Origin of the sequence: Glycomyces harbinensis (assembly GCF_900101745.1) — a bacterium.
Lineage (GTDB): Bacteria > Actinomycetota > Actinomycetes > Mycobacteriales > Micromonosporaceae > Glycomyces > Glycomyces harbinensis.
Genome location: NZ_FNAD01000023.1, coordinates 17798 through 42238 on the forward strand (window position 1 = coordinate 17798; position 24441 = coordinate 42238).

22 protein-coding genes are annotated in these 24441 nt (G+C 71.7%); 7 read left to right on the forward strand and 15 right to left on the reverse strand.

The window, feature by feature from the left end:
- Positions 1–3: 3 nt before the first annotated feature.
- Positions 4–663 carry a hypothetical protein gene (locus BLQ63_RS25635; protein WP_091040385.1) on the reverse strand — a complete coding sequence of 220 codons (660 nt, stop codon included), beginning with the start codon at positions 661–663 and terminating at the stop codon, positions 4–6.
- Positions 664–1072: 409 nt separating this feature from the next.
- Here BLQ63_RS25635 and BLQ63_RS25640 point away from each other — a divergent pair, with 409 nt between their 5' ends.
- Positions 1073–1975, forward strand: coding sequence for an HhH-GPD family protein (locus BLQ63_RS25640; protein ID WP_245681093.1), 903 nt, complete (start codon positions 1073–1075; stop codon positions 1973–1975).
- A 628-nt stretch (positions 1976–2603) separates the two neighbouring features.
- On the opposite strand, the gene BLQ63_RS25645 is transcribed toward BLQ63_RS25640, so the two are convergent.
- From BLQ63_RS25645 to BLQ63_RS25660, 4 genes are all read right to left on the reverse strand, one after another.
- The gene (locus BLQ63_RS25645; RefSeq protein ID WP_091040387.1) at positions 2604–3470 is read right to left on the reverse strand and encodes a PrsW family intramembrane metalloprotease; all 867 of its coding nucleotides are present in this window, start codon (positions 3468–3470) and stop codon (positions 2604–2606) included.
- Entirely contained in the window at positions 3470–3997 is a 528-nt protein-coding gene (locus tag BLQ63_RS25650; protein ID WP_143015095.1) for a hypothetical protein, read from the reverse strand. The genes BLQ63_RS25645 and BLQ63_RS25650 overlap by 1 nt, the downstream gene beginning before the upstream one ends.
- A 529-nt stretch (positions 3998–4526) precedes the next feature.
- Positions 4527–4748 carry a BldC family transcriptional regulator gene (locus tag BLQ63_RS25655; RefSeq protein WP_091040389.1) on the reverse strand — a complete coding sequence of 74 codons (222 nt, stop codon included), beginning with the start codon at positions 4746–4748 and terminating at the stop codon, positions 4527–4529.
- 205 nt (positions 4749–4953) lie between these two features.
- On the reverse strand, positions 4954–5790 hold the full coding sequence (locus tag BLQ63_RS25660) for a DUF8083 family protein (protein ID WP_091040390.1): 837 nt from the start codon (positions 5788–5790) through the stop codon (positions 4954–4956).
- Between the two features lie 153 nt (positions 5791–5943).
- Between BLQ63_RS25660 and BLQ63_RS25665 the strand changes: the two genes are divergently transcribed.
- Positions 5944–7014: a Glu/Leu/Phe/Val dehydrogenase dimerization domain-containing protein gene (locus tag BLQ63_RS25665; protein WP_091040391.1), complete on the forward strand. Its 1071-nt coding sequence runs from the start codon at positions 5944–5946 to the stop codon at positions 7012–7014.
- 292 nt (positions 7015–7306) lie between these two features.
- The gene (locus BLQ63_RS25670; RefSeq protein ID WP_091040392.1) at positions 7307–7612 is read left to right on the forward strand and encodes a DUF3073 domain-containing protein; all 306 of its coding nucleotides are present in this window, start codon (positions 7307–7309) and stop codon (positions 7610–7612) included.
- A 252-nt stretch (positions 7613–7864) separates the two neighbouring features.
- Here the strand turns inward: BLQ63_RS25670 and BLQ63_RS28655 are convergent, their stop codons facing one another.
- On the reverse strand, positions 7865–8533 hold the full coding sequence (locus BLQ63_RS28655) for a hypothetical protein (RefSeq protein ID WP_091040393.1): 669 nt from the start codon (positions 8531–8533) through the stop codon (positions 7865–7867).
- 169 nt (positions 8534–8702) lie between these two features.
- On the opposite strand from BLQ63_RS28655, the gene BLQ63_RS25680 reads away from it, so the two are divergent.
- Both BLQ63_RS25680 and BLQ63_RS25685 read left to right on the forward strand, forming a co-directional pair.
- Entirely contained in the window at positions 8703–10148 is a 1446-nt protein-coding gene (locus BLQ63_RS25680; RefSeq protein ID WP_091040394.1) for an aldehyde dehydrogenase family protein, read from the forward strand.
- 188 nt (positions 10149–10336) lie between these two features.
- Positions 10337–11299 (forward strand): hypothetical protein, encoded by a 963-nt coding sequence (locus BLQ63_RS25685; protein WP_091040395.1) that lies wholly within the window; start codon positions 10337–10339, stop codon positions 11297–11299.
- Positions 11300–11361: 62 nt separating this feature from the next.
- Here BLQ63_RS25685 and pstB read toward each other — a convergent pair whose 3' ends face one another.
- The 8 genes from pstB to BLQ63_RS25725 form a co-directional block, all read right to left on the reverse strand.
- Entirely contained in the window at positions 11362–12228 is an 867-nt protein-coding gene (gene pstB, locus BLQ63_RS25690; protein WP_419774926.1) for a phosphate ABC transporter ATP-binding protein PstB, read from the reverse strand.
- A 162-nt stretch (positions 12229–12390) separates the two neighbouring features.
- Complete coding sequence (locus tag BLQ63_RS25695; RefSeq protein ID WP_091040396.1) at positions 12391–13242, reverse strand: DUF6042 family protein; 852 nt, start codon at positions 13240–13242, stop codon at positions 12391–12393.
- Positions 13243–13582: 340 nt separating this feature from the next.
- Positions 13583–13780, reverse strand: coding sequence for a hypothetical protein (locus tag BLQ63_RS25700; RefSeq protein WP_091040397.1), 198 nt, complete (start codon positions 13778–13780; stop codon positions 13583–13585).
- A gap of 131 nt (positions 13781–13911) precedes the next feature.
- Positions 13912–15717 (reverse strand): NHL domain-containing thioredoxin family protein, encoded by a 1806-nt coding sequence (locus tag BLQ63_RS25705; RefSeq protein ID WP_091040398.1) that lies wholly within the window; start codon positions 15715–15717, stop codon positions 13912–13914.
- A 264-nt stretch (positions 15718–15981) separates the two neighbouring features.
- On the reverse strand, positions 15982–17379 hold the full coding sequence (locus BLQ63_RS25710; RefSeq protein WP_091040399.1) for a hypothetical protein: 1398 nt from the start codon (positions 17377–17379) through the stop codon (positions 15982–15984).
- Between the two features lie 450 nt (positions 17380–17829).
- The gene (locus BLQ63_RS25715; RefSeq protein ID WP_091040400.1) at positions 17830–19155 is read right to left on the reverse strand and encodes a dihydrolipoamide acetyltransferase family protein; all 1326 of its coding nucleotides are present in this window, start codon (positions 19153–19155) and stop codon (positions 17830–17832) included.
- A 10-nt stretch (positions 19156–19165) separates the two neighbouring features.
- Positions 19166–20140 (reverse strand): alpha-ketoacid dehydrogenase subunit beta, encoded by a 975-nt coding sequence (locus BLQ63_RS25720; RefSeq protein ID WP_091040401.1) that lies wholly within the window; start codon positions 20138–20140, stop codon positions 19166–19168.
- Positions 20137–21291, reverse strand: a complete 1155-nt coding sequence (locus BLQ63_RS25725) for a thiamine pyrophosphate-dependent dehydrogenase E1 component subunit alpha (protein ID WP_091040402.1) — start codon at positions 21289–21291, stop codon at positions 20137–20139. The genes BLQ63_RS25720 and BLQ63_RS25725 overlap by 4 nt, the downstream gene beginning before the upstream one ends.
- Positions 21292–21517: 226 nt before the next feature.
- Between BLQ63_RS25725 and BLQ63_RS25730 the strand changes: the two genes are divergently transcribed.
- Positions 21518–22093, forward strand: coding sequence for an ICP22 family protein (locus tag BLQ63_RS25730; RefSeq protein ID WP_091040403.1), 576 nt, complete (start codon positions 21518–21520; stop codon positions 22091–22093).
- 214 nt (positions 22094–22307) lie between these two features.
- The gene (locus tag BLQ63_RS28660; protein WP_177155110.1) at positions 22308–23114 is read left to right on the forward strand and encodes a hypothetical protein; all 807 of its coding nucleotides are present in this window, start codon (positions 22308–22310) and stop codon (positions 23112–23114) included.
- A gap of 228 nt (positions 23115–23342) precedes the next feature.
- Here BLQ63_RS28660 and ddaH read toward each other — a convergent pair whose 3' ends face one another.
- A complete protein-coding gene (gene ddaH / locus BLQ63_RS25740) occupies positions 23343–24191 on the reverse strand; it encodes a dimethylargininase (RefSeq protein ID WP_091040404.1) in 849 nt (282 codons plus the stop codon).
- Positions 24192–24441: the final 250 nt, after the last annotated feature.

Here is a 24441-nt window from a genome sequence, read left to right on the forward strand (position 1 = left end):
GCCCTACGTCAGTTTGAGGGTCGCCGACGCCGAGACGGCCTCGCCCAGGCGGGCGCGCAGCTCGTAGTCGCCGGCGGGCAGTTCGCGGCGGGCGCCGCGGCAGCCCTCCTCGGAGGCCAGGCCGTCGACGGTGAACTCGACCGTCTGGCCCTGGCCGTCGCTCAACGCGACCTCCTCACCCTGCGCGGTCTCGCAGTGCGCGGTGGAGTAGACGACGTCGGCGCCCGAGGCGAGCTCGACGGCGACCTCGCTCAGATCGGCCGTGCACTCGGTGTCGGCACCGCTGGCGACCAGGACGCTGACCGGGACCTCCGAACCCGAACGGACCTCGCTGAAGGCGGCGACCACCTGGAGCATGAGGTCCTCGGCCGAGCAGGCGACGACCGCCGGGGCGGTCGAGCTCTCGGCCTCGGAAGGCTCGGCGGTGGGCGACTCGGGAATGTAGGGGCGCTGCACGGTGCTCGACTGCGAGGGCGCCCGCCACTCCCCGGGAGAGGCGTCCGCCTCGGTGCCCTGTTGATCATCGCCGCCGCCGAACACGCTGAGGCCCAAGACGACCAGAAGCACGAGCGCGACCACCGCCCCGGCCACGATCCCCCGCCGCTTCCAGTAGACCGACTCCGGCTCCGAGCCCTTCACGAACTTGCCCTTGAAACCCTGCACGCCGGGACGCTAACGCAACCGAACGCCGCACCAGCGGAATTACACGCGACCACCACCCCGAGGTCCACGCAAACCCGCAATCCAAAGGCCCGTCCGAACACGGGCGCTCCTCGCATCCGTCGCCGCTCCGGGAGTTGTCGGACCCGTGTGTCAGGGTTTTGACCGGGGGCCCTGCGCTCAGCGGTTCGCTTCGCGCTGCCCGAAATCCCTTTCGCGTCCTGTTCGAACCCGGCGCTGTCGTACTCGCATGTCAGGGTTTTGACTGGGGGCCCATCGATCCGCGACCCGCATCGCGCTGCCCGAAAACAATTCCTCAAGCGTTCGCGCTCCGTCAGCGCCCGCCGGTGCCGACCGCACACCCCGGGACCCTCCCGGCCGAATGTCGGACCCCGCGCCGACAATGGGAGGCATGCGCGCCGTCGAAACCCCTGAGGCCCTTCCCTCTCCCGATCTGCTCGCCGAACGGCTCCTCCCCTGGTTCGACGCCTACAACCGCACCGAACTGCCCTGGCGCCGCCCGGGCACCACCGCCTGGGGCGTACTCGTCTCCGAGGTCATGAGCCAGCAGACCCAGGTCGCCCGAGTCGCGCCCGTCTGGGAGGCCTGGATGGCCCGCTGGCCCGCACCGGCCGACCTCGCCGACGCCCCCACCGCCGACGTCCTGCGCGAATGGGGCCGCATGGGCTACCCGCGCCGCGCCCTGCGACTCCAGGAGTGCGCGCGGATCGTCGCGACCGAGCACGGCGGCGTGGTCCCCTCCGACCCCGCCGAACTCGAACGCCTGCCCGGCATCGGCGTCTACACGGCCGCCGCGATCGCGGTCTTCCACTACGGCGGCCGCCATGCGGTCGTGGACACGAACGTCCGGCGCGTCGTGGCCCGCTTCGGCGGGCGGAGCGACGCCGGCACCGCCACCACCAGGACCGACCTGGCCGACGCCGAATCGCTCCTGCCGCCTGACGCGCCGACCGCCGCGCGAGTGTCCCTGGCGCTCATGGAACTGGGCGCGCTGGTGTGCACCGCGCGCAAGCCCGAATGCGGCGCCTGCCCGGTGAGCGACGCGTGCGGGTTCTCCGGCCAGGAGGTCCCCGCCGGGCCCAGCCGCAAGCGCCAGAAGTACAAGGGCACCAACCGGCATGTGCGCGGCGAGGTGATGGCCCTGCTCAGGGAGGCCGAAGGGCCGGTCGGGCGGGACCGGATCGACGCGGTGTGGCCGGACGCGCGGATGCTCGACGAGGCCGTCTCGCAGCTCATCGCCGAGGGTCTGATCGGCACCGACGAAGCGGGACGATTCGAACTCCCGAGTCAGTGACAAACCCACTGACCGCTGGTAGCGTCTGAATTGAGAGAACTTCATGATGCTCGATCGGCGCCGATTCTCAGATCGGCGACCCTGGGTCCAACCTCGCTCGTCACCAAGTGAGGCACCGTACGGACCAGAGAGTCCGGCTCACACCGGTGCCAGGGTCGAATCGCCTACCGCAGGGCCGCCCCCGAGCGGCCGGCCAGGAACACGACGACGCGGCTCGCGCCAACTACCGTCGCGTCGACCGCGGACCGGACGCACGTCAAGCGGGTCGTGCGGGAGCGGACGCCTTGAGCGACGGCCGCGATCGAGCAACAGCAATGCCGCTGGGGTACCGCGCGCTCAGACCCGGGCGGCATTGCTACGCGTCACCCCCCGAACCTCCCGAAGGCCCGCTGGAAAGCGGGCCTTTCTCATGTCCGTCGCGGGTCCGGGATTTGTCGGACCCGTGTGTCAGGGTTTTGACCGGGGGCCCTGCGCTCAGCGGTTCGCTTCGCGCTGCCCGAAATCCCTTTCGCGTCCTGTTCGAACCCGGCGTTGTCGTACTCCCATGTCAGGGTTTTGACTGGGGGCCCATCGATCCGCGACCCGCATCGCGCTGCTCTCCGCACCCCCAGCGAGGCACCCCGGCCCGTCAGGCCGTCTCCAGGCTCCGCATCACCGGCGATTCCTCGCGTTTGGCCCAGCGGACCAGCCACCACACGATGAGCACCGCGGGCAGGCCCTTCACCATCACCCCCGCGAGCACCGCCAGCGCGCCCAACCCGAGGCCGTCGCGCAGGAGCGGGGAGTTCCACACCGCGTGCAAGACGATCACCGCGGCCAGCGAGCCGGCGGCGACCCACACCGAGCGGCGCGTCCTCCGCGTCGCCGCATAGGCGACGCCCGCGCCCACGATCGCCGTGAAGATCGCATGGCTCCACAGCCCGGCCAGCACGCCGCGCACGATGAACACCGCGATCACCGGCTCGACCACGTCCCCGGCCCGGTTCAGCACCGTGCTCGACATCGCGAAGGCGTAGCCCTCCACGATCTGGAACCCCACGCCGCAGAACGCGCCCAGCACGATCCCGTCGAGCACGCCGTGGACGCGTCCCCAGGCGATGGCGATCACGAGGACCACCCCGGCCGCCTTGACGACCTCCTCGACCACCGGCGCGGCCAGTACCGGCGCCCAGCGCTCGGCCCAGGCGGGCCCCCACACGGTCGCGAGGAGCCCGTGGAGGGCCCGCGACCCGAACAGGGAGGTCATCACCGACACGGTCGCGCCCCAGGCCAGGCCGAGCGCGAGCGCCCCGACCGGGAGCGTGAGCCAGTCGGCGAGTCGCCGGCGCATGATCCAGAACGGGACGGCGAAGAGCGAGAACAGCGCGAGCGCGGTCGTCCCGGCCCGCGGGTAGGCCAGCGCGACCGGGAGGGTGTTGTACAGCAGCAGGATCGCGGCCGCGCCGATGAGCAGCACGGCCGTCCACTGGGCGGGGGAGGCGGGGTCGGGTCGCATCAGGCGGCGCCGAACGACAGCTGGGCGATGAGCGCGTCGATCCTGTCCACAGTGTCCGAGTCCAGCGAGGCGCCGGCGGCGGTGACCTCGGCGCGGATCTCCTCGTGGACGAACGCGCACGCGAAGCCGGCGCCGGTCTCGGTGACGAAGCTGCGGCCCGCGCCCTCGACGCCGTCGGCGTCGCAGTCGCGCGGCTCGGTGAGCTGGACGCCGGGCTGGACCTCGAGGAGGCGCGCCATCTCGTCGGCCAGGTACTCGGCGTCGAAGTCGTACGGCCCGGCGACGGCGATGTCGACTTCCGCGTCGCCGACGAGGAACTCGGCCCTGCCGCTCTGGGGCTGGTAGTAGCCGGGGCGCATGCGGACCTCGTCGGGGGCGGTGACGGTGACGCCTTCGAGGGCGAAGGTGTCGCCGCCGACGTCGACGGTGGGGGAGACGGCCTTGTTGAGCAAGGGCACCCCGAGGGCGAATATCAGGACCACCGCGGCGACGGCGGTGGCCACGGCGAGGCTCATCCTGCGCGACACGCTTCAAGCGTGGCACGTGTTGTCCGGCAACGCATCGGTAATGTCCGGTTGTGGGCGGGTTTTCGGGCAGCGCGATGCGGGTCGTGGATCGATGGGCCCCCAGTCAAAACCCTGACATGGGAGTACGACAACGCCGGGTTCGAACAGGACGCGAAAGGGATTTCGGGCAGCGCGAAGCGAACCGCTGAGCGCAGGGCCCCCGGTCAAAACCCTGACACACGGGTCCGACAATCCCCGGACCCGCGACGGACATGAGAAAGGCCCGCTTTCCAGCGGGCCTTCGGTGTCGGGTGTTGCCGGGTGTCGAGGGGGGTTGTGTCGGCGTTCGGGGGCGCGGGCCCTGAGGGAGGGCCCGCTTCCTCGTCTATCGCTTTCCGCGGCGCCGACGTCCGCGGCTTCGATGGGGCGGTATGGCCGGAAGGGTGGTCCGGCCTCGGTTCCTCGCGTCGCCTCCGCGCACTGGCGCGGCGGCGGCGCTCTCATTCATTGCTACGGCGATGCCTGGTCGGTGGCGTCTCCGCGACGGGTGCTACTCCGCGGCGACGCGCTGCGCCGGGATCTCGCCGTTGATGAGCGAACGGATCTCGGACTCGCGGTAGCGGCGGTGGCCGCCGAGGGTCCGGATCGCCGAGATCTTCCCGGCCTTCGCCCAACGGGTGACGGTCTTGGGGTCGACGCGGAACATCGCGGCGACTTCGGACGGGGTTAGCAGGGCCTCGGATTCCACCGGAAGGTTCAGCTCTGTCGTCATCGTTCTTCTCCTCCACAGACGGGCTGCGAATCACCGGCGCCGAGCCTTGATTCGTTCCTTCTGCAATCGTCCGGCCTGTCGTAGATGTCCGACATAGGCCGAACGGCCGATTTTGCTTGGACTTTCCGCTCGGTTCACTCAGCCGAGTGATCAGTCCACAAGCGAACACGCTGGCAGCGGGCTTGCGGCGGCGCCCGACCCGAACTCAGTTCAGGCGTTCGGCGAGACGACGATCACGCCATCGGTCGACAAGGCGCGCATAACAGTCCTGCGCCTCCTCCGGCTCCGAGGCCCCCAGGTGGTCCAGGGCCTGCCAGGTCAGGTCGACCGAGTCCTCGTCGCGGAGCTCGTCGGGCTTCATCCGGGACACCAGGCCCCCGTAGTCGAGCTCGACCACCGAGTCGCGGTGGAACCCGTCGAGCCACTGCCCGGTCTCCGACAGGGCCTCGCCCAGCTCCGCACCGTCGCCGAACTCGGCCCGCACCAGATTGCGCGCGACAGCGAGGCCGGTACGGGACTTACTGATCGGCGTCCGGTACCGCAGCTGCGCGTGGCCGGGCTGGATCACCAGTTCGCGGTCTTCGGCCCGCACGCACGCGAACCAGCGCAGCGGCACCGACCAGGACGCGACGTGCTCGTGCGCGTCCGCGGGGGCCTCGTGGCGGTCGGCGCCGTCGTCGAGCGCGACCACCTCGGCCGCCGACGCCAGGAACTCGGGCGGGAACAGCGCCTCGGCCACCGCCTCGGGGGTCAGGCGCTTCACCTCCAGCGCGGAGGCGGCGATCCGGTAGCGGAGGTTCCACGGGCATACGAGAGGATCGGCCTCGCGCCCGCGGTCGATGACGTACGCGTCGCGGCCGAACGGCGGCACGCTCCGCCACGGCCAGCCGATGCGCTCGTACAGCGCCTCGCGGCGCAGGCGCGGGCCCTCCAGGGGGTCGACCGCGCGTCCCGAAGCGGCGTACGCGCGCCAGTAGTCGGCGTCGACGAAGGCGCCCGCGGGCTCGTAGACGCGCAGATAGGACGCGTTCGGTGCGTACACGAGGCAGATACTTCCATAGTCATATGCTGGGGGCGTAGGCATACCCGCGCTACGAGAGTCGAGTCGGCCGAGACCCGGCCGCCCCCTCGGGAAGGCCCGGCGGCGCACCGCGCCCCAGGGTCCGATCCCTGAAGAAGAACTGGAGACCAAGCCATGAGCATCTTCGACGCCAGCGGCCACGAGCAGGTCGTGTTCTGCCACGACCCCGAGTCGGGCCTGCGGGCGATCATCGCGATCTACTCCACCGCGCTCGGCCCGGCGCTGGGCGGCACCCGCTTCTACCCCTACGCCTCCGAAGAGGAGGCCCTCACCGACGTGCTGCACCTGTCGGAGGGCATGGCCTACAAGAACGCGATCGCGGGACTCGACCACGGCGGCGGCAAGGCCGTCATCTGGGGCGACCCGGCCGTCGACAAGAGCGAGGCGCTCCTGCGCGCCTACGGCCGCTTCGTCGAGTCGCTGCACGGCCGCTACGTGACCGCCTGCGACGTCGGCACGTACGTCGAGGACATGGACCACATCGCCCGCGAGACCCGCCACGTGAGCGGGCGCAGCCCCGAGGCCGGCGGCGCCGGCGACTCCTCGATCCTCACCGCCTTCGGCGTGTTCCAGGCGATGCGCGCCGCCGCCCAGCACCGCTGGGGCGCGGTCGACCTCCGCGGCCGGACCGTCGGCGTGGCCGGGCTCGGGAAGGTCGGGCGCCACCTCATCCCCCACCTGGTCGAGGCCGGCGCCGAGATCGTCGCCTGCGACGTGAACCCCGCGGCGACCAGTTGGGCGGCCGAGCACTTCCCGCAGGTGCGCCTCGTCGCCGACGCCGAGGAGCTCATCGCCTCCGGCATCCACGTCTACGCCCCCTGCGCCCTCGGCGGCGCCCTGAGCGAGCGCTCGCTCAAGACCCTCGACGCCGAGATCGTCTGCGGCGCCGCGAACAACCAGCTGGCCGAGCCGGGCGTCGCCGACGAGCTCGACCGCGCCGGGATCCTCTACTGCCCCGACTACGTGGTGAACTCCGGCGGGGTCATCCAGGTCGCCGACGAGTACGACGGCGCCTTCGACTTCAAGCGCGCCGAGCGGCGCACCGCGGGGATCTTCGACACCACCGCGCGGATCCTGGAGCGCGCCAAGGGCGAGGGCACGACCCCGGTCGCGGCGGCGGACGCGCTGGCCGAGGAGCGCATGGCGGCCGTCGGCCGCCTCCAGCGGCTGCGCGTGTTCCGCTAGCGCCGCAGGCCCGGTCCCCCTGCGGGAATCCCTCGGGGAGACCGGGTCCCGCATGCCGGGAGGCGCACCATGTGGCCCCGCGACTCCATATGGTGAGAACGACTTTCACCATTCGGACGGTTGTTCGTCCCCGTCTGGTGGTCATCGCCGGTAATCTGTGGCATCCAACTCATGGGCCGGGATGCAGTCGGGCGCCACGAGGTTGTACCGTAGGACCCACGAAGAGATTGCAAGCATTCCGGGGCGCCTTAACGGCTGCCCCGATGATTTCTGTGCGAGGGGGTCGAGCCATATGGGGCGCGGCCGAGCTAAGGCAAAGCAGACCAAAGTGGCCCGGAAGCTCAAGTACCATGCTCCGAACACCGACCTGCGCGCGCTTGAACGCGAGCTCGGGGGCGGTCGTGAGGACGTCGTGGACATCGAGCCCGAACCTCCTGAAGAGGAGCCGGATCCATACGATGCTTATGCCGACGATCGGTACGACGGAGACGAAGACGACCTCCGTGAAGATGACTGGCTCCCGCCGAAGAAGCAGTTAACCGACGCACGGCGACGCCCACAAGGCGTCGAGCGCGGCCCCAGCGGCCAGCGACCGTGAGCCGGAACGGCGGGCCCGCCCACCGATACCCGCGATCTCCATATCCAGTGCGAACAGGCGCCCGCGACGGCGCCTCGGCGACCCCCGTTTCCGCAACCGCTCCCGCCTCGGCCAGCCGAGGGGCGCACCGCGGACGCGGCTCTCTGGAGCAAAGACTTCGGATATCGGCGCGGACACGATATCCACCATGAGCACGACGAAGCGGCGGCGGGACCATCAGGTCCCGCCGCCGCTTCGGCTGTCCGTGACGCGTTACTGCTGCGGCGGCTGGGGCGCCTGCGGCCACTGGTTCTGCTGCGTCTGGGGCGCCTGCGGGGCCTGCGGCTGCACCGCGGGCTGCTGCCCGGTCGGGTAGGCCGGCGCGGCCGGAGGCGCGGCTACGGCCGTGCCGGGAACCAGGAGCGCGCCCGCGACGAACAGCGCGTAGGCGCCCAGGAGCAGGAGCGCGCCGATCCAGGCCGAGGCGTCCGAGGCCGAGTTCCCGTCGGGCAGCGACAGGAGCTCGTACAGGAACGTCGCGAGGAAGACGCCGGCGCCGGCGACCGTGAGGGCCTTCCACAGCGACCGCAGCTTCTCACCGGTGAACAGCGCCAACGCGAACACGACGATGACGGCCGTCAGGACCGACGGGAAGCCGTACAGGTTCCCCGCCACGTCGCCCTGGAGGTCGGTGCCGTCGCTGGTGCCGGTGATGAGACCGGACAGGGCCAGCGCGCCCAGGCCCGAGAGGCCGAGGATCGCGGGCATGGACGGGACGCCGAGCTTGTCGAACAGCGACGGGGCCGGCGGGGCGTAGGCCGCGTACTGCTGCTGAGCCTGGTACTGCGCCTGCGGGGAGGCGTAAGCCTGGGGATAGGCCTGCTGGGGCTGGCCGGAAGTGGGCTGCTGCGGATAGCCCGCACCTGATTGCTGTTCACTCATGACCTCATCATGCCTTGGGCGGGCAAATGGACGCATCCGGGTTGTGAAACCGATCCGCTCCGCCATGTCCGCGGCGACGCTGCCGCGCACGCCCGCAGCGGCGCGGAACGGGCGGATTCGCGGAGCCCATCCGCAGCGGCGCAGGCGTGTGAACCCGTAGTCTGGAGACATGTCCCAACGTCTCCGTCCCGTTTCGCCCATTTGGGTGGCAGGCCGTCCGCAGCACGGCGAGGAGGAGTTCTTCGTCACCCACCCCTTCGACGAGTCGCCGGTCGGCGCCACCTCCTGGGCCACCGCCGGCCAGGTCGAGGCCGCCGTCGCCGCCGCCTCGGGGGCCGCGCGCGAATGCGCCGGGCTGCCCGCCCACGTGCGGGCCGAAGCGCTCGAACACGTGCGCAGGCGCCTGGACGAAGAGGCCGAGACCTGCGCCGAGCTCATCACCGCCGAATCGGGCAAGCCCATCTCGTGGGCGCGCGCCGAAGTGCGCCGGGCCGTCTCCACGTTCCGGTGGGCCGCCGAGGAGGCGCGGCGCTTCGGCGGTGAGGTCCAGCGCCTCGACACCGACCCGGCCGCCGACGGCCGCATGGCGATCGTCCGGCGCTTCCCGCGCGGACCGGTCCTGGGCATCACCCCGTTCAACTTCCCGCTGAACCTCGTGGCGCACAAGGTCGCCCCCGCGATCGCGGCCGGCTGCCCGATCGTGCTCAAGCCCGCCCCGGCCACGCCGCTGTCGGCCCTGCACCTGGGCGCCCTGTTCTCCGAGACCGACCTGCCCCCCGCGATGCTCTCGGTCCTGCCGGTGCCCGACCACCGCGCCGAGCAGCTCGTGGACGACCCCCGGCTCCCCGTCGTCTCCTTCACCGGCTCGGGGCCCGTGGGCAAGCAGCTCCTGCGCCGCGTCCCCGACAAGCACGTCACGCTCGAACTGGGCGGCAACGCCGCGGCCCTCGTCGCCGCCGACTACGCCAAACGCGACTGGGCGGCCGAGCGGATCGCGATGTTCGGCAACTACCAGGCCGGCCAGTCGTGCATCGCGGTGCAGCGGGTCTTCATCGAGGCGCCCGCGTTCGCCGACATGGCCGGGCGCATCGTCGAGTGCGTCAAGGCCCTCCCCTCGGGCGACCCGAACGACCCCTCGTGCAAGGTGGGGCCGCTCATCAGCGCCGACGCCGCCGCGCGGGTCGAATCGTGGATCGAGGAGGCCGTCGACGAGGGCGCGAAGGTCCTGTGCGGCGGCAGTCCCCGCTCGGGCTCGCTCATCGAGCCCACCGTGCTCACCAACGTCCGCCCCGACGCGAAGGTCCTGCGCGAAGAGGTCTTCGGGCCCGTACTCGTGCTCGCCAGCGTCGACGGCTTCGAAGCCGGACTCGACGCGGTCAACGACTCCCGCTACGGCCTCCAGGCCGGCGTGTTCACCGAGAGCCTCCCGCAGGCGATGCTCGCCCACCGCGTCCTCGACGTCGGCGGCGTCGTCATCGGCGACGTGCCCTCGTTCCGGGCCGACCAGATGCCCTACGGCGGCGTCAAGGCCTCCGGAGTCGGACGCGAGGGCGTCCGGTGGGCCATGGACGACTACACGGTCGAGCGGGTCCTCGTCCTGCCGGACACGCTGTGACGACCCGAAAGGGGCACCCGGTGCGCCGCGGGCGCGACCAGGGTCGAAACCGCCGATGCGTACGTCACGCCCCATCCGCGCCGATCGACGCGAACAGGGCGCGAACACCACGCTGACCTGCGACTTTTCTCACCCGGTTCCGGCACTCTCGACATGCGGTGTTGACAAAGCCCTATAGCGTGGCCTATATGACGGTCCCTCCCAACTACGGTCCCCCGCCGGATCAACCGCAGACGCCCGGCTACGGCTACCAGTCGCCCTACAACGGCGGACAGAGCCCATACGGGAGCCAGCCGCAGCAACCGCAGCAGCCGCCGTACGGCGGCGGTCCCCAGTACGGCGGCCAGCCGCCCTACGAGCCGCCGACCGGGCCCTACGGCGCGCCGGTCCCGCCGCCCGAGCCGCCCAAGCGCAACCTCGGCCTCATCGGCGGCATCGTCATCGGCGCCGTCGTGCTCGTGCTCGGCGCGACCCTGCTCGTCGTCTTGAACATGCGCGGCGACGACGACCAGGCCGACGGCGGCGACGGCACCACCAGCGAAGAGGCCAGCGACGGCGAGACCTCCCCGCAGGAGGAGACGACCACCCAGGAGGAGACCGACACCGAGGTGGGCCAATGCCTGCCCTACGCGCCCGTCATCGAAGGCGACGGCCTCGCGCTCCTCGACTGCGCCGACCCCGCCGCGTTCTGGACCATCACCGCGCAGTCCTACGACGTCGACGGCGAAGTCGACGCCGAAGGCAACCTCGTCGACTCCCAGGTCGCCTACGACCTGTGCGGGGCCGGCTGGGGCCAGGTCTACCCCGGCAACGCCTGGCAGACCTGGCACACCGTGTACTCCTCGGGCGTCCTGGACTCCCTGTACTGCTACGAGGCGATCGGCGCCGCCAACCCGGACAACCCGGAGCAGACGCCCATCATCCCCGACACCGGGGACTGCTTCGACGACAGCGACTCGTGGTGGACCGTCGACTGCGGCTCCGGCTCGGCGATCTACCGGGTCGACAGCACCGTCGTCTACGACAACCCGGTGCCGATGACCGAGGACGAGCTCAACACCGCGGGCACCGAGTGCGGCACCGACTGGTACTTCTCCATCCTCGACTTCGAGGACAACGTGCTGGCGCTGCTGTGCGCCAACGACGTCTGACCGGGTGAGGGACGACAGCGGGGGCGGCCCTTGGCCGCCCCCGCTCTCTCATGTCCGCGCCGCTAGCCGAAGCGGCCCGTGATGTAGTCCTCGGTGCGCTGGTCCGACGGGTTGGAGAACAGGCGCTGCGTCTCGTCGAACTCGACGAGGAAGCCGAAGCGCTCGCCCTCGTCGTCGACGTCGGCCGAGTAGAACGCCGTCGAGTCGGAGACGCGCGCGGCCTGCTGCATGTTGTGGGTGACGATCACGATCGTGTAGTCGCGCACCAGCTCGTTCATGAGCTCCTCGATGCGGGCGGTCGCGATCGGGTCGAGCGCCGAGCACGGCTCGTCCATGAGCAGGACCTCCGGCTGCACCGCGACCGCGCGGGCGATGCACAGGCGCTGCTGCTGGCCGCCCGAGAGCGCCAGGGCGCTCTTCTTGAGGTTGTCCTTGACCTCGTCCCACAGGGCCGCGCTGCGCAGGGCCCGCTCGACCCGGTCGGCGAGGTCGTCCTTCATGCCGTTGATGCGCAGGCCGTAGGCGACGTTGTCGAAGATCGACTTGGGGAACGGGTTGGCCTTCTGGAAGACCATGCCGATGTGGCGGCGCACCGCGATCGGGTCCACGCCCGGGCGGTAGATGTCCTGGCCATGGAAGGTGATCTCGCCGGTGACCTTCGCCCCGGGGATGAGGTCGTTCATGCGGTTGATCGAGCGCAGCACCGTCGACTTGCCGCAGCCGGAGGGGCCGATCATCGCGGTGATCTGGTTGCGGGCGACGGGCAGCGAGACGTCGCGCACCGCGTGGGCCTTGCCGTAGTGGATGTCGACGCCCTTGAGCTCGATGACCGTCTCGGTCTCGGTCCCTGCGGGCGAGCCGGCACGGCCCTGCGCAGCGAGGCCCGTGATGGGCGCCTTGGTGCGGATACCAGTCTCGTTCACGCTCACGCGAACTCCAATCACCGAATGTCAACCGCCGTTAACGTGTCCTGCCCTCATGGAACGCCATCGAGGTGCACGGCAGGGGGCGCGCAGGTGAACTGGGAGTGAATGGGCTGCGGGCTCGCTCACGCGGCCCGGAGCGGCTCTCGGCCGCGTCCGGGGCGCGCCTCAGGCGTGCTCGGGCGGCAGCAGCTCGTCGTTCGGGTACCCGCCCAGGAGGTCGTCGGAGGCGGTGAGCGTGAACTCGTCGGCGACGGGCACCTCGCCCAGGTCGACCGACCCGGCGACGTCGCCGTCCTCGGCCAGCTCCATGAGCATCCCGCGGATCACCGGGGCCGGGACGCCCGCATCGTCGGCGAGCGCCGCGAGGCTCACGGTGACCGTGGCGGACTTGGCGTTGCCCGGCAGCACGAAGTGGCCCTCGTCGTCGAACTCGTAGTCGACCCCGCCGATCCTGCGGATCGCGATGGCCGTGAGCTCCTCCAGGTCGCCGCGCTGGTCGGCGGCCTCCTCGATGGCCTCGAGCTTGTCGAAGGCGAGGACGTCGAACGGGTTGATGTACAGCAGCGGGGCGACGAACAGCTTCCCCTCGCGCATCTCGGAGCGGTACAGGCCGAGGGCGAGGAGGAATTCGAGCAGGTCGCGGACGGTGTGGGGGACGGGCAGGCCCGCGCGCCGGCAGTGGGTGGTGAAGGTGTCGATGCGCTCGGAGCGCTCGGCGGTGGCCCGGTCGTACTCCTCGCGGGCCTCCTTCTCTATGACCTCGGGGGAGGCGCCCAGGTGGTGCTCGGAGGCTTCGGCGATCCAGTCGTCGACGTCGCCCGGGTCGCACCAGACGGGCTCGTTCCAGATGTCGTCCTCGGGGAAGGCCTCGGCCCACCAGTTGGCCGGGAACGGGTTCACGGAGGGGACGGTGCGGAACAACTCGATGCTGCACGGCATGATGCGGATCCACGCGGGGTGCATCGGGGCTTGGACGGGGCCGGTCTCGTCGCCGAAGGGCCTCTCGAAAGATTCCACCCATCGAAGGTATCAGCGCGGGCCGACGCTCCAGCGGCGCTGTGCCGGGACTTCGCTGTCAGCGTAGCGGTGCGGAGGGGGCCGTCCCGGGGTCGGTGATTCCAGGAATTGCTCAGTGCCCGTTGAGTGCCCGATCGTCGGCGCACGCTCCCCGGCCCGGGGGCCCGTCGGCGTGCGCCGGCCCCGGGACGGCCCTCGCGCGTCGGGCTTGCCGGCCCCTGGTCGCCTGCGGCTCCCGGGGGAGCCGCGGCGCCGCTGCGCGGAGGGCCGCGCCTCTCGCGTCGGGGCCGACGTTACTCCGATGGGGACGATCGGGGTTCGACCGTTCGGCCGGGTCCGGTTAGCCGTTCAGCCGAATACCGGTGAGGTCCGGTTCGAACTCGGCGAGGCTCGCCGCGTAGTCGGGGGTGAGGTATTCGAGGGTGCGGACCTGCTGCTCCAGCAGCTTGCCGACGGTGACGATCTGGTCGGCGGCGTTGAGCACGAGCCAGTGCTCGTAGTCCGCGTAGCGTTCTTCGACCTGCGCCTCAAGGGTCACAGCGGATGCCTCCCTGTATGCCGTGCTTCGGAATGCGATGTGCTCGGGACAACGTAATGCGCGGTGAGCGCCACACGGATTCATGACACGCGACCGCCCGGCGAAATACGCGGACGGACGACGCGCCGCGTTCAGGACCGCAGCACCAACCGCAGCGTAGACACCCCGTCCTCGGCGATCTCGACGGGCACGCCCCAGTCCTGGCGGGTGAGGTGGCACGCGGGGTGCTCGGCCTCGGCGTCGCAGGTCGCGGCCTGGGCCACCACCTGCAGGACGCCGCGGTCGACGCTTTCGGCGAGGACGAGGTCGCGGCCGAGCTCCTCGCCCCTGCCCGCGCCCTCGGCGAGGAGGTGGGGCGGGTCGGCGGAGACGGTGACCTGGAGGGGCGAGCCGTACGTGTAGTCGAGCTTCTGGCCCGCGGCGGGCTCGAAGAGCACTTCGAGGCGCAGCGCGCCGGGCGCGACCCTGGTGCGCTTGCGCGCGACCCGGTGGTGCTGCCCGGCGACGGCGGCCTCGCCCAGGTCGGGGGCGGCGAGGCGGTGCGCGGCCGATTCGACCACGACCACCCGCTCCCCCAGGACGAGCACGTCGCTGGGTTCGGCCAGGCCCCCGGCGAGGGTGGCGACCTCGTCCTCGCGCGGGTCGTAGACGCGCAGGGCGCCGTTGTAGGTGTCGGCCACCGCGATCCGCCCGTCGGGGAGGACGGCGAGGCCGAGCGGGTGCTGCATGAGCGCTTCGCCCGCGGGGCCGTCGACGTGGCCGAAGTCGAACAGGCCCTGGCCGACGGCGGTGTGCATCCGGCCGCGCTCGACGTAGCGGAGCGCGGAGGTCTCGGCGTCGACCAGCCAGAGGCGCTCGCCGCCCGCCTCGGCGGAGGGGCCCACGGCGAGGCCGGAGGGCTGGGCCATCCAGACCTGGTCGAGCGGGCCGTCCTTGAGGCTTTCGACGGTGGTCCCGGCGTAGACGCCCGCGGTGCCCGCGACCGGGTCGAAGGACCAGAGCTGGTGGATGCCGGCCATCGCTATGACGACCCGGTCCTCGAACCAGGCGAGGTCCCAGGGCGAGGAGAGGTCGGTGTCGAGGGCCGCACCGGCGCCGTCGTCCATGCGCCACTGCCTGCCGGTGCCGGCCACGGTGACGGCGGTGCCGGCGGCGAGGTCGACGCCCCGCAGGAGGTGGTTGACGGTGTCGGCGACGACGAGGTCGTAGCCCGCCTTCGCGGCGACGTCCTCGGGCAGGAGGACGAGGCCCTGGGGTTCGTTGAAGGTCGGTTCGGGGCCGTCCGCGCGGCCGCGCTCGCCGGTGCCGACGACCGCGACGACGGTGGTCAGGTCGGGGGCGAGGCGGACGAGGCGGTGGCGGGCGGAGTCGGTGACGAGGACGTCGCCGCCGGGCAGTTCGACGGCCTTGCCGGGGAAGCGGAGCGCGGTATCGGCGGGCCGGACGGCCACGTAGGGGCTGCCTTCGGGGTCGAGGGTGCCCTTGGCGGTGTGGGCCGCGACGAGGCCGCCGATGATCGCGTCGAGCGCCTCGAGGTGGCCTTCACCGGCCATCGTGGACACGACGTAGCCCTCGGGGTCGATGACGGCGAGGGTGGGCCAGGCGCGGGCGGCGTAGGCGTCCCAGGTCTTGAGGTCGGGGTCGTCGAGGACGGGGTGCTCGACGCCGTAGCGCTCGACGGCGGCCGCGAGGGCCCGGGGATCGCGCTCGTGCTCGAACTTCGGGGAGTGGACGCCGACGATGAGGAGGGCGTCGCCGTACTTCTCCTCGAGCGGGCGCAGCTCGTCGAGGACGTGGAGGCAGTTGATGCAGCAGAAGGTCCAGAAGTCGAGGACGACGATCTTGCCGCGCAGGCTTTCGAGGTCGAGCCGCCGGTCGCCGGTGTTGAGCCAGCCGCGGCCGGTGAGCGGGGCCGCGCGGACGCGAGACTGTGCCATCGGGTGAGCCTAACTCGGACCCGAGGTCAGGGGCGCCGCGGCGGCCCGCGGGGAGACGAGCGCGACCCCTTGGAGGCGAGGCCGTCTCGCAAAGTGGGGCGGGGCCGGCGGAACGCGTCCGCCGGCCCCGGAGGCCTGTCGTACCGTCAGGATATTTTTGAGCTCTGCAAATTCATGGCTCGCAAGCTTCGCCAAGGCCGGGTCCCTTAAGACCCGAAATATCATGACTTATCGGTATTCAAGTAGATATGACCAGCTGGAGGCCTATTCAGCGGGCGACTCGGAGGCTTCCTCGCCGCCCTCGCCCTCTTCGGGCGCGCCGAGGAGGCTCAGGCAGTAGACGTCCTCGCCGACGGTGAGGGTCTCGCGGCCCGCGTCGGCGCACTCCTGGCCGTCGCCGACCTTCGAGACGATCTCGTAGTCCTCGCCGTCCTTGGCGTCGGCGCAGTCGATCGCCTCGGCCTGGTCGCCGCTGGTGTGGCGGACGCAGCCGCCCTCCTCGAACTTCGGCGCCGCGAACAGCAGGAAGTAGACGCCCACGGCCGCACCGATCACGACCACGGCGGCCACGGCCGCCAGGATCGGCACGAGCGCCTTCTTGCGGCCGCCGCCGGAGGGGGCGGGGGCCGGCTGGGGCGGGTACTGGCCGGGCGGGACCGAGCCGGGCGGCATGCCCGGCTGCGTGTACTGCTGGGCCATCTGCGGCTGCGACTGCCCCGGCTGCGCGGACTGCCCGTAGGCCGAGGCCGGAGCCGGCGGCGGCTCGCTGTGCGGGTTGTGCGGGCCGATGATGAGCTTCTGGGTGTCGTCCGACTGGACCGGCTGCTGGCCCTGCGGCGCCTGCGGCTGGTAGGCCGAGGGCGGCTGCGCGTACGGCGCGGCGGGCGGGGGCGGCGGCATCGCGGCCGGGTTCATGCCCTGGTTCGCGAGCGGGTTCGGCGGCGGCGAGGGCCAGGCCTGCGGCGAGGCCGGAGCGACCGGCGACGGGCTCGGCGCGGGAGGCTGGTCGCCGTAGGGCGCGGGAGCGTTGAAGCCCGAGACGCCCTGGGGCGGGAGCACTTCGGTGCGCTCCTCGGCCACGTTGGCGGGCGGTGCGGCGGGAGCGGGCGGCGACGAGGGGCCCAGGCGCAGGATCTGCGTCCCGTCCTCGTCGAACTGCGGGCCCGGAGGCGAGGCCTGCGGCGCGGGGGCCTCGAACGCGGCGGGCGGCACCTGCTCGGGGGCGCTGTCCGCGGCGGGTGCGACGGGGACCTCGATCTCGTTGGCCGCGGCCGTCGGGAAGGACTGGGTGGCGCCCTCGTCCACGGAGGGAGCGCTGTCGGCGACGGGCGCGTCGGGGACCTCGGCGGCCGGGACGGGCGCTGCCGCGACCTCGTCCGCGCCGGGCGCCTCGGGCTCGGCGGGAGCGGCCGGCGCCTCGGGGGCCGCTTCCGCGGCGGGTGTCTCCGGTACCTCGGTCGCCTCCGCGGCGGCCGGGGCCGCCTCGGGTGCGCCCTCGTCCGCGGCGGGGGCCTCGGGGGCGCTGTCGGCGGGAGCGTCGGCGCTCGCCGCTTCGGGGGCGGGACTCGGGCCCGGGCCGGCCTCAGGGGAGGCGTCGGTCGCGTCGGCCCGGTCGTCGGGGTTCTCGCCCTTAGCTGGCGTGTTGCCTTGCTCGGAGGTCACGGCTGCTCCTCAATGCTGCTTCCGGCCTGGCGTCTTGGGGGCACGCCAGACGGGTCACACGGTACCGCAGCGGCGCTAACGGTCACTCGACAGGGTTAAGGAGGTCGCCGGAGGGCCCCAGTGGACCGGAAGACGGCGAGGAAGCGGCGACGGAGCGTCAGCAACGTGAGGGAACCCGACGATTTCGGGGCAGAGATGAGGCCGGGCGCCAGCGGTTGCCCACCCCTCATGGCAAACGCGGCGCCCGGCCGGTGTGAGAACCCCCTGGAGAGGGTCTCAGCGATGTGGGAACTCGGCGCTGTCCGCCACACCGCTTGGGAGGAGATAAAGTTCGCGGTCTCAGTTGCCCGAGACGTCCGGAAACTTCGAAGATATGTTTCCCCGTTGTTTCCGTGCCTCAATTACAACACCGAAAGCCGAGTTCCGCCAACGAATCATCGGTGCCCTTGATCACGTCCAGGCGAGGAGCGTTTCCCCAGGGTGCTGGAGGAACGCGCCCACGTCGGCGAGGAACTGGGAACCGAGTTCACCGTCGACGAGCCGGTGGTCGAAGGACAGCCCGAGCGTGGTCACCTGCCGGACCGCGATCTCGCCCTCGTGCACCCACGGCTGCGGCCGGACCGCGCCGAACACGAGGATCGCCGACTCCCCCGGAGGGAGGATCGGCGTACCGGTGTCGATGCCGAAGACGCCGACGTTGCTGATCGAGATCGTGCCCCCGGTCATGTCGGCCAGCGAGGTCTTCCCCTCGCGGGCCGTGCGGGCCAGCGCGGTGAGGGCCTCGGCCAGTTCGATCAGGCTCAGGTCCTGGGCGGCCTTGACGTTCGGGACGACCAGGCCGCGCGGGGTGGCGGCGGCGATGCCGAGGTTGACGTCGTGCTTGACGACGATCTCCTGGGCCGCTTCGTCCCACTGGGCGTTGATCATCGGGTGGCGGCGGGCGGCCAGGAGGACCGCTTTGGCCACGAACAGCAGGGGGGTCACCTTGACGTCGGCGAACTCCTTGCGGCCCTTGAACTCCTTGACCGTCGCCATCATGGCGGTGACGTCGCAGGTGAGGAACACGGTGGCGTGCGGGGCGGTGAACGCCGAGGCGACCATGTTCTGCGCGGTCAGCTTGCGCACGCCCTTGATGGGGATGCGCTGGTCCTCGGCGGCGGCCTTGACGCGCGCCGGCGCGGTGGGTGCCGCTGCCGCGGGGGCGGCCGCGGCTTCCACGTCGGCGCGGGAGACCGTGCCGTTCGGTCCGGTCGCGGTGACGGCGGCGAGGTCGATGCCGAGGTCTTTGGCGAGTTTGCGGACCGGGGGCTTGGCGAGGACCGGCCCGGTGGGGGCGGCCGGCGCGGCGGGCGCGGGCGGTGCGACCGGTTCGGGCGGCGCTGCGGGCGCCGCCGGCGCGGTCGGGGCCGCCGCTGCCGCGGGTGCCTCGGGGTCCCGGCGCTTGCGGCGCTTGGACCCGGCTTCGCGTGCGCCGTACCCGACGAGGTTGGGCGTGCGCTTGTCGGCCTTCTGGGCCGGGGGCGCTTCGGCGCCTTCGACCTCGAAGGTGGCGAGCGGCTTGCCGACGTCGACGGTGGTGCCCGCTTCGGCGTGGTGCTCGGCGAGGACCCCGTCGTAGGGGCTGGGGACCTCGACGAGGGCCTTGGCGGTCTCGACCTCCACGAACGGCTGGTTGAGCGTGACGGCTCCGCCCGGCTCGACGAGCCATGCGGCGACTTCGCCCTCGGTGAGCCCTTCGCCGAGGTCGGGCAGGTTGAACGTGATCTTCTGACCCATGTCCGGCTCCTCAGTACTCGAGGGACCGGTCGACGGCGTCGAGCACCCGGTCCAGGTTCGGAAGGTAGTCGTCTTCGAGGCGGCTCGCCGGATAAGGGACGTCATAGCCGGTCACCCGCAGGACGGGCGCCTCGAGGGAGTAGAAGCACTCCTCGCTGACGCGGGCGGCGACCTCGGCGCCGATGCCGATGTTGCCGGGGGCCTCGTGGACGACGACGGCCCGTCCGGTCTTGCGGACCGAGGCGAACAGCGGGTCCCAGTCGATCGGGGAGAGGGCGCGCAGGTCGATGACCTCGAGGTCGAGGCCTTCCTCGGCGGCCGCGGCGGCGGCGTTCTCGGCCACGTCCACGGTGGGGCCGTAGGCGATGAGGGTCGCGGTGCGGCCTTCGCGGACGGTGCGGGCCCGGTAGAGGTCGAGGGCGGCGGCGCCGGTGTCGACGTCGGCTTTGGCGTGGTAGCGGCGCTTGGGCTCGAAGAAGATCACCGGGTCGTCGCCGGCGGCGGCCTGCTGGATCATCCAGTAGGCGTCGGCCGGGTTGGAGCAGGTGACGACCTTGAGGCCGGCGGTGTGCGCGAAGTAGGCCTCGGGGGATTCCGAGTGGTGCTCGATCGCGCCGATGCCGCCGCCGAAGGGGATGCGGACGACGACGGGCAGGCGCACGCGCCCGCCGGAGCGGTTCGGGATCTTCGCGAGCTGCGAGACGAGCTGGTCGAAGGCGGGGTAGACGAAGCCGTCGAACTGGATCTCGCAGATGGGCCGGTAGCCGCGCAGGGCGAGGCCGATCGCGGTGCCGATGATGCCGGACTCCGCGAGCGGGGTGTCGATGATGCGGTCGGCGCCGAAGTCCTTGTGGAGGCCGTCGGTGACGCGGAAGACGCCGCCGAGGCGGCCCACGTCCTCGCCCATCACGAGGGACCTGGGCTGGTCCTCCAGGACGCGGCGCAGGCCTTCGTTGAGCGCTTTCACCATGGTCATGGTCGTCATCGGGCCTCGCTCCCCTCGTCAAGGGAGGCTTGGAACTCGAGGGCCTCCGCCCGCTGGGCCGCGATGCCGGGCGGCATCTCGGCGTACACGTTGTCGAACATCTCGGCGACCTCCGGGTCGGTCAGCGCCATGACGCGGGCGCGCAGTTCGCGGACGAGTTCGCCCGCCTCGGTGTCGACGCGTGCGAAGTAGTCCTCGTCGGCGAGCTTCTCGGCCGTCAGCCACTTGCGGTAGCGGACGATCGGGTCCTTCGCGCGCCAGAAGTCGAGTTCGGCCTCGTCGCGGTAGCGGGTGGCGTCGTCGGAGGTGGTGTGCGGCTGCATCCGGTAGGTGTAGGCCTCGATGAGGCTGGGTCCTTCGCCGCGGCGGGCGCGGTCGAGCGCGGTCTCGGTGACGGCGTAGGTCGCGAGGACGTCGTTGCCGTCGACGAGGACGCCGGGGACGCCGAAGCCCTCGGCGCGGCGGTGCGGCGGCAGCCGGAACTGGCGGGCGTTGGTCTCGGAGATCGCGTACTGGTTGTTCTGGCAGAACAGCACGAGCGGGGAGTTGAACACGCCCGCCCAGATGAGGGCTTCGTTGAAGTCGCCCTCGCTGGTGGCGCCGTCGCCATGGTAGACGACGACGGCCTCGCCGTCGTCGGTGCCGACCGCGCCGTCCTTGGCGACGCCCATGGCGTAGCCGGCGGCGTGGAGGGTCTGGGAGGCGATGACGATCGCGTACATGTTGAAGCGGTCGGCGGCGACGTCGCGTCCGCCGAGGTCGGTCCCGCGGAAGAGCGCGAACGACGAGATGAGGTCGATGTCGCGGCACCACTGGACGCCGAGTTCCCGGTAGGCGGGGAAGACGGTGTCCTGGGGTTTGAGGGCCCGGCCGGAGCCGACCTGGGCGGCTTCCTGGCCGAGGAGGCTCGGCCACAGGCCGAGCTGGCCCTGGCGCTGCAGGGCGGTGCCCTGGGCGTCGAGTTCGCGGGTGACGACGAGGTCGCGGTAGAGGCCGCGGTACTCGTCGTCGGTCAGTTTCAGGTCGTAGTCGGGATGGTTGACGCGCCGGCCCTCGGGGGTCAGCAGCTGCACGAACTCTGGTTCGTTCGTTGAGGCGGATTTCTGACGGTTCTTGGCCGTCTTCCTGGCAGGACGCTGTTGGTCGCCCATGATTGCCTCCTCATATTCGTATTCCGGTGTATCCAAGCATCCCAAAGCCTTGGGCGGTGCGCGTCACAGCCGGTCCCCGATTACTATTCGGGATTGAAGTCTGACACTGAGTAGTCGAACTGCACTAATTTACGGCTCGCGAGCGACGCCGAGGGTCTTGAACTCTCGACATCATCGGTCCTGAACGGCCGTTTCGTCGCACGGGGGTGGCGGGAAGGAGCGCGCGGTGCGCGGCAGAGGCAGCGACCAGGCAGGACGCTGGCCGGTGGGGATCTGGTTCGCCCTGGTGGGGATGAGCGCGGGGACCGTGGCGTCCTTCGCCCTGGTCGGGTGGACCTTCACCAGAGGCCTGTACGGCGGCGTTGAGACCGCCCAGCCCTACGAGTTCGAGTCCGGGACGGTGGTCATCGAGGAGGAGCCCTCCGCGGAGGCGAACGCGGGCGAGGGCGCCGAGGAGCCCGGCCCGGGCGGGATCGCCGAGCCCGGGAGCGCCTCCGAGGTCGACCCGAGTCCGGCCGATCCGCAGGCCGAGCCGAGGCCGGACGCCGATCAGGAGCACCCGGACGAGGAGTCCGGCGAGCCCGAGGCGCCCGCCGAGCAGGACGAGGTCCAGGACCCCGAGCTCGTGCCGGTCGAGGAGTCGTCCGAATGCGGGAACGAGGAGTCGCAGGCCCCCGCCGATCCGGACGACGATCCGGACCACGGCCACGACTGGGACCACGAGTGGGACGGCGACTGGGACCGGGACGACCCGTGGCTGCGCCCGGAGTCCGACGCGATCGAACTGCCCCTGCTCGACTGACCCGCCTTCGCCGGAGACCGCCCCACCGCCCCTGATCGGGGCCCGTCCGCGGGCCCGGTCCCGCCGGTCCCGTTCCGCCCGCTACCGCGACGTCCGCTCGCCCGAAGGGGTGAGTTGTGGGCAAGGCCACGCAGCGGCCGTAACTTGCACATGCGAATTGCCGTTAGCCCTACTGAGAGCGCGCCGCACAGTCACGGACGCACACGGATACCTGGTGGGGTACAAGCAGATGGATCTTTTCTCGCGCACGATGCTCGCCTGTTCGGCCGAGGCCGGCCTGACCACGACGGCCCTGTCCCGTCACGTTCCGATCCTGCGGCGCAACATCGGGTCCGGCGACCAGGTGTCCCTGCTGAGCAGGTGCGTCGGGTCCGACGGGCTCGGCAGCGGCGACTACGTTCTCATGCTCACCGGCGAGCGGATGGTCGTGACGCGCCAGTCGCGGCTGCTCGGCCGGGTGCGCCTGTGCCTCGACGCGCCGGTGCCGGCGATCGAGAACCTCCGCTGGTCGGCCGACCCGGCCGGGCCGGGGGTCGAGCTGAACTTCACCGTCCTGGAGGGGCCCGGCGCGGCCGAGCCGCACCGCTGGCACTTCTGGCTGCCGGCCACGCACGCCAAACGCGTCTGGCGGGTCGACGCCCTCCTCGCCCGGGCGTTCCGGCGCCCGAAGGCGTCGGCGCGGCCCGCGAACGCGCGCCGACCCGAGATGCGCCGTCACGCGCTCGAGAGCGCGAGCGGCGTGTTCCCGGTGATCCCTGCCCCGATGGCTGCGGCGGTGTTCACCGCCGCAGCCGGCCACCCGGCGTCCGCCATGCCCGGGGCGGACCGCGCGAGCCGCACGGTGGTGGTCGAGGGGCCGACCATGGCGCTCGACCACGTGGTCGCCGCGGTGCCCGCGCAGCTTCCCGCCCGCCACGCGGAGCGGCCGAACCCGACGGCGCCCGCGCCCCGGCCCGCGACGCACCAGCAGCCCCGCCACGCGGCGCCGCAGGACCTCGAGACCACGCTGGCCGCGGCCTGACCGCCCGCGCCCGGTATTGCCGCCGTACCGGTGAACGGCGCGGCGAACGGCTTGGATGCGGACCGCGGTGACGCCGCAAGGGCGCCTGGCAGGACGCGGCCCGCATCCTCGAGAACGACCCGCGGTTGATGAAGGGGGCGGGTGCTCCAGCGATGCTGGAGCACCCGCCCCCTTGCGTGTCAAGGTGTTCAAGGCCCGGAGCTCACCGGTGCCGCGAGGTCCTGGCGGCTATCGGCGCAGTTCGGCGGTGCAGCATTTGACGGAGCCGCCGCCCTTCTTGAGCTCGGAGAGGTCGACGGGGACGGGCTCGTACCCGGCCTCGCGGAGCTTGCGGACCATGCCCGCGGCCTCGGCGTTGACGACGACGTTGCGGCCGTCGGAGACGAAGTTGAGGCCGAACGCGGCGGCGTCCTCGGCGTCGGCGATCAGCGCGTCGGGGAAGAGCCGTTCGAGCAGGAGGCGGCTGCCGGGGGCGAAGGCCTCGGGGAAGTAGGCGATGCGCTCGTCGTCGAGGGGCGCGAGCGCGGTGTCGAGGTGGTAGTAGCGGGGGTCGACCAGGCGCAGCGAGACGACTTGGCGGCCGAACACGTCGGCGGCCTCGGCGTGGGCGCGGGCGTCGGTGCGGAAACCCCAGCCGGCGAGGATGAGCTCGCGGCCGGGCAGGTAGGTGAAGTCGCCTTCGCCCTCGTTGACGAACTCGGGCTTGGCGTAGGTCCAGCCGCCGGTGCGGTACCACTTCTCGTGGGAGTCGGCTTCGGGGCGGCGCTCGGGGAAGCGGAAGCTCGCGCCGTAGGCGATCCCGTCGACGACGAAGGCGCCGTTGGCGGCGTAGACCATGTCGGGCAGACCCGGCTCGGGCTCGATGCGGATGACATCGTGGCCGAGGCGGGTGTAGACGTCGACGAGCTCTTCCCACTGGGCGCAGGCGAGCGTGGCGTCGACGGGCGCGGTCGTGTCCATCCAAGGGTTGATGGCGTACTCGACCGCGTAGTAGGCGGGGCGGCACATGAGGTACGTGCGGCGGCCCGGCGACCGGGTCGCGGGCGCCAGGGCAGGTGAAGAACGGTGTTTCTCCATGGCGCGAGTTTAGACAGGCCGAGCCCCGGTCTCCTCATCCGCAGGCCCGCGACACCCCGGAGTGTGACCAAACCACCTCAATTGGCACCTGACCAGCCCCGGAGCGCGGATCCACGGGGGAGAAGAGCGGACCATGCGCAGCCCGGCGAAGCGCCATGCGGCGGGCCGAATCGCGACCGGTTCGCGGTTCGCGGTTCGCGGTTCGCGGTTCGCGGTTCGCGGTTCGCGGTTCGCGGTTCGCGGTTCGCGG

What these genes read in the sequence shown, in the direction of transcription:
- BLQ63_RS25670 (WP_091040392.1), top strand. Translation starts at nt 7,307, where the DNA reads ATGGGGCGCGGCCGAGCTAAGGCAAAGCAGACCAAAGTGGCCCGGAAG.
- BLQ63_RS25685 (WP_091040395.1), top strand. Translation starts at nt 10,337, where the DNA reads ATGACGGTCCCTCCCAACTACGGTCCCCCGCCGGATCAACCGCAGACG.
- BLQ63_RS25705 (WP_091040398.1), bottom strand. Translation starts at nt 15,717, where the DNA reads ATGGCACAGTCTCGCGTCCGCGCGGCCCCGCTCACCGGCCGCGGCTGG.
- BLQ63_RS25680 (WP_091040394.1), top strand. Translation starts at nt 8,703, where the DNA reads ATGTCCCAACGTCTCCGTCCCGTTTCGCCCATTTGGGTGGCAGGCCGT.
- ddaH (WP_091040404.1), bottom strand. Translation starts at nt 24,191, where the DNA reads ATGGAGAAACACCGTTCTTCACCTGCCCTGGCGCCCGCGACCCGGTCG.
- BLQ63_RS25715 (WP_091040400.1), bottom strand. Translation starts at nt 19,155, where the DNA reads ATGGGTCAGAAGATCACGTTCAACCTGCCCGACCTCGGCGAAGGGCTC.
- BLQ63_RS25720 (WP_091040401.1), bottom strand. Translation starts at nt 20,140, where the DNA reads ATGACGACCATGACCATGGTGAAAGCGCTCAACGAAGGCCTGCGCCGC.
- BLQ63_RS25665 (WP_091040391.1), top strand. Translation starts at nt 5,944, where the DNA reads ATGAGCATCTTCGACGCCAGCGGCCACGAGCAGGTCGTGTTCTGCCAC.
- BLQ63_RS25655 (WP_091040389.1), bottom strand. Translation starts at nt 4,748, where the DNA reads ATGACGACAGAGCTGAACCTTCCGGTGGAATCCGAGGCCCTGCTAACC.
- BLQ63_RS28655 (WP_091040393.1), bottom strand. Translation starts at nt 8,533, where the DNA reads ATGAGTGAACAGCAATCAGGTGCGGGCTATCCGCAGCAGCCCACTTCC.
- BLQ63_RS25725 (WP_091040402.1), bottom strand. Translation starts at nt 21,291, where the DNA reads ATGGGCGACCAACAGCGTCCTGCCAGGAAGACGGCCAAGAACCGTCAG.
- BLQ63_RS25640 (WP_245681093.1), top strand. Translation starts at nt 1,073, where the DNA reads ATGCGCGCCGTCGAAACCCCTGAGGCCCTTCCCTCTCCCGATCTGCTC.
- BLQ63_RS25645 (WP_091040387.1), bottom strand. Translation starts at nt 3,470, where the DNA reads ATGCGACCCGACCCCGCCTCCCCCGCCCAGTGGACGGCCGTGCTGCTC.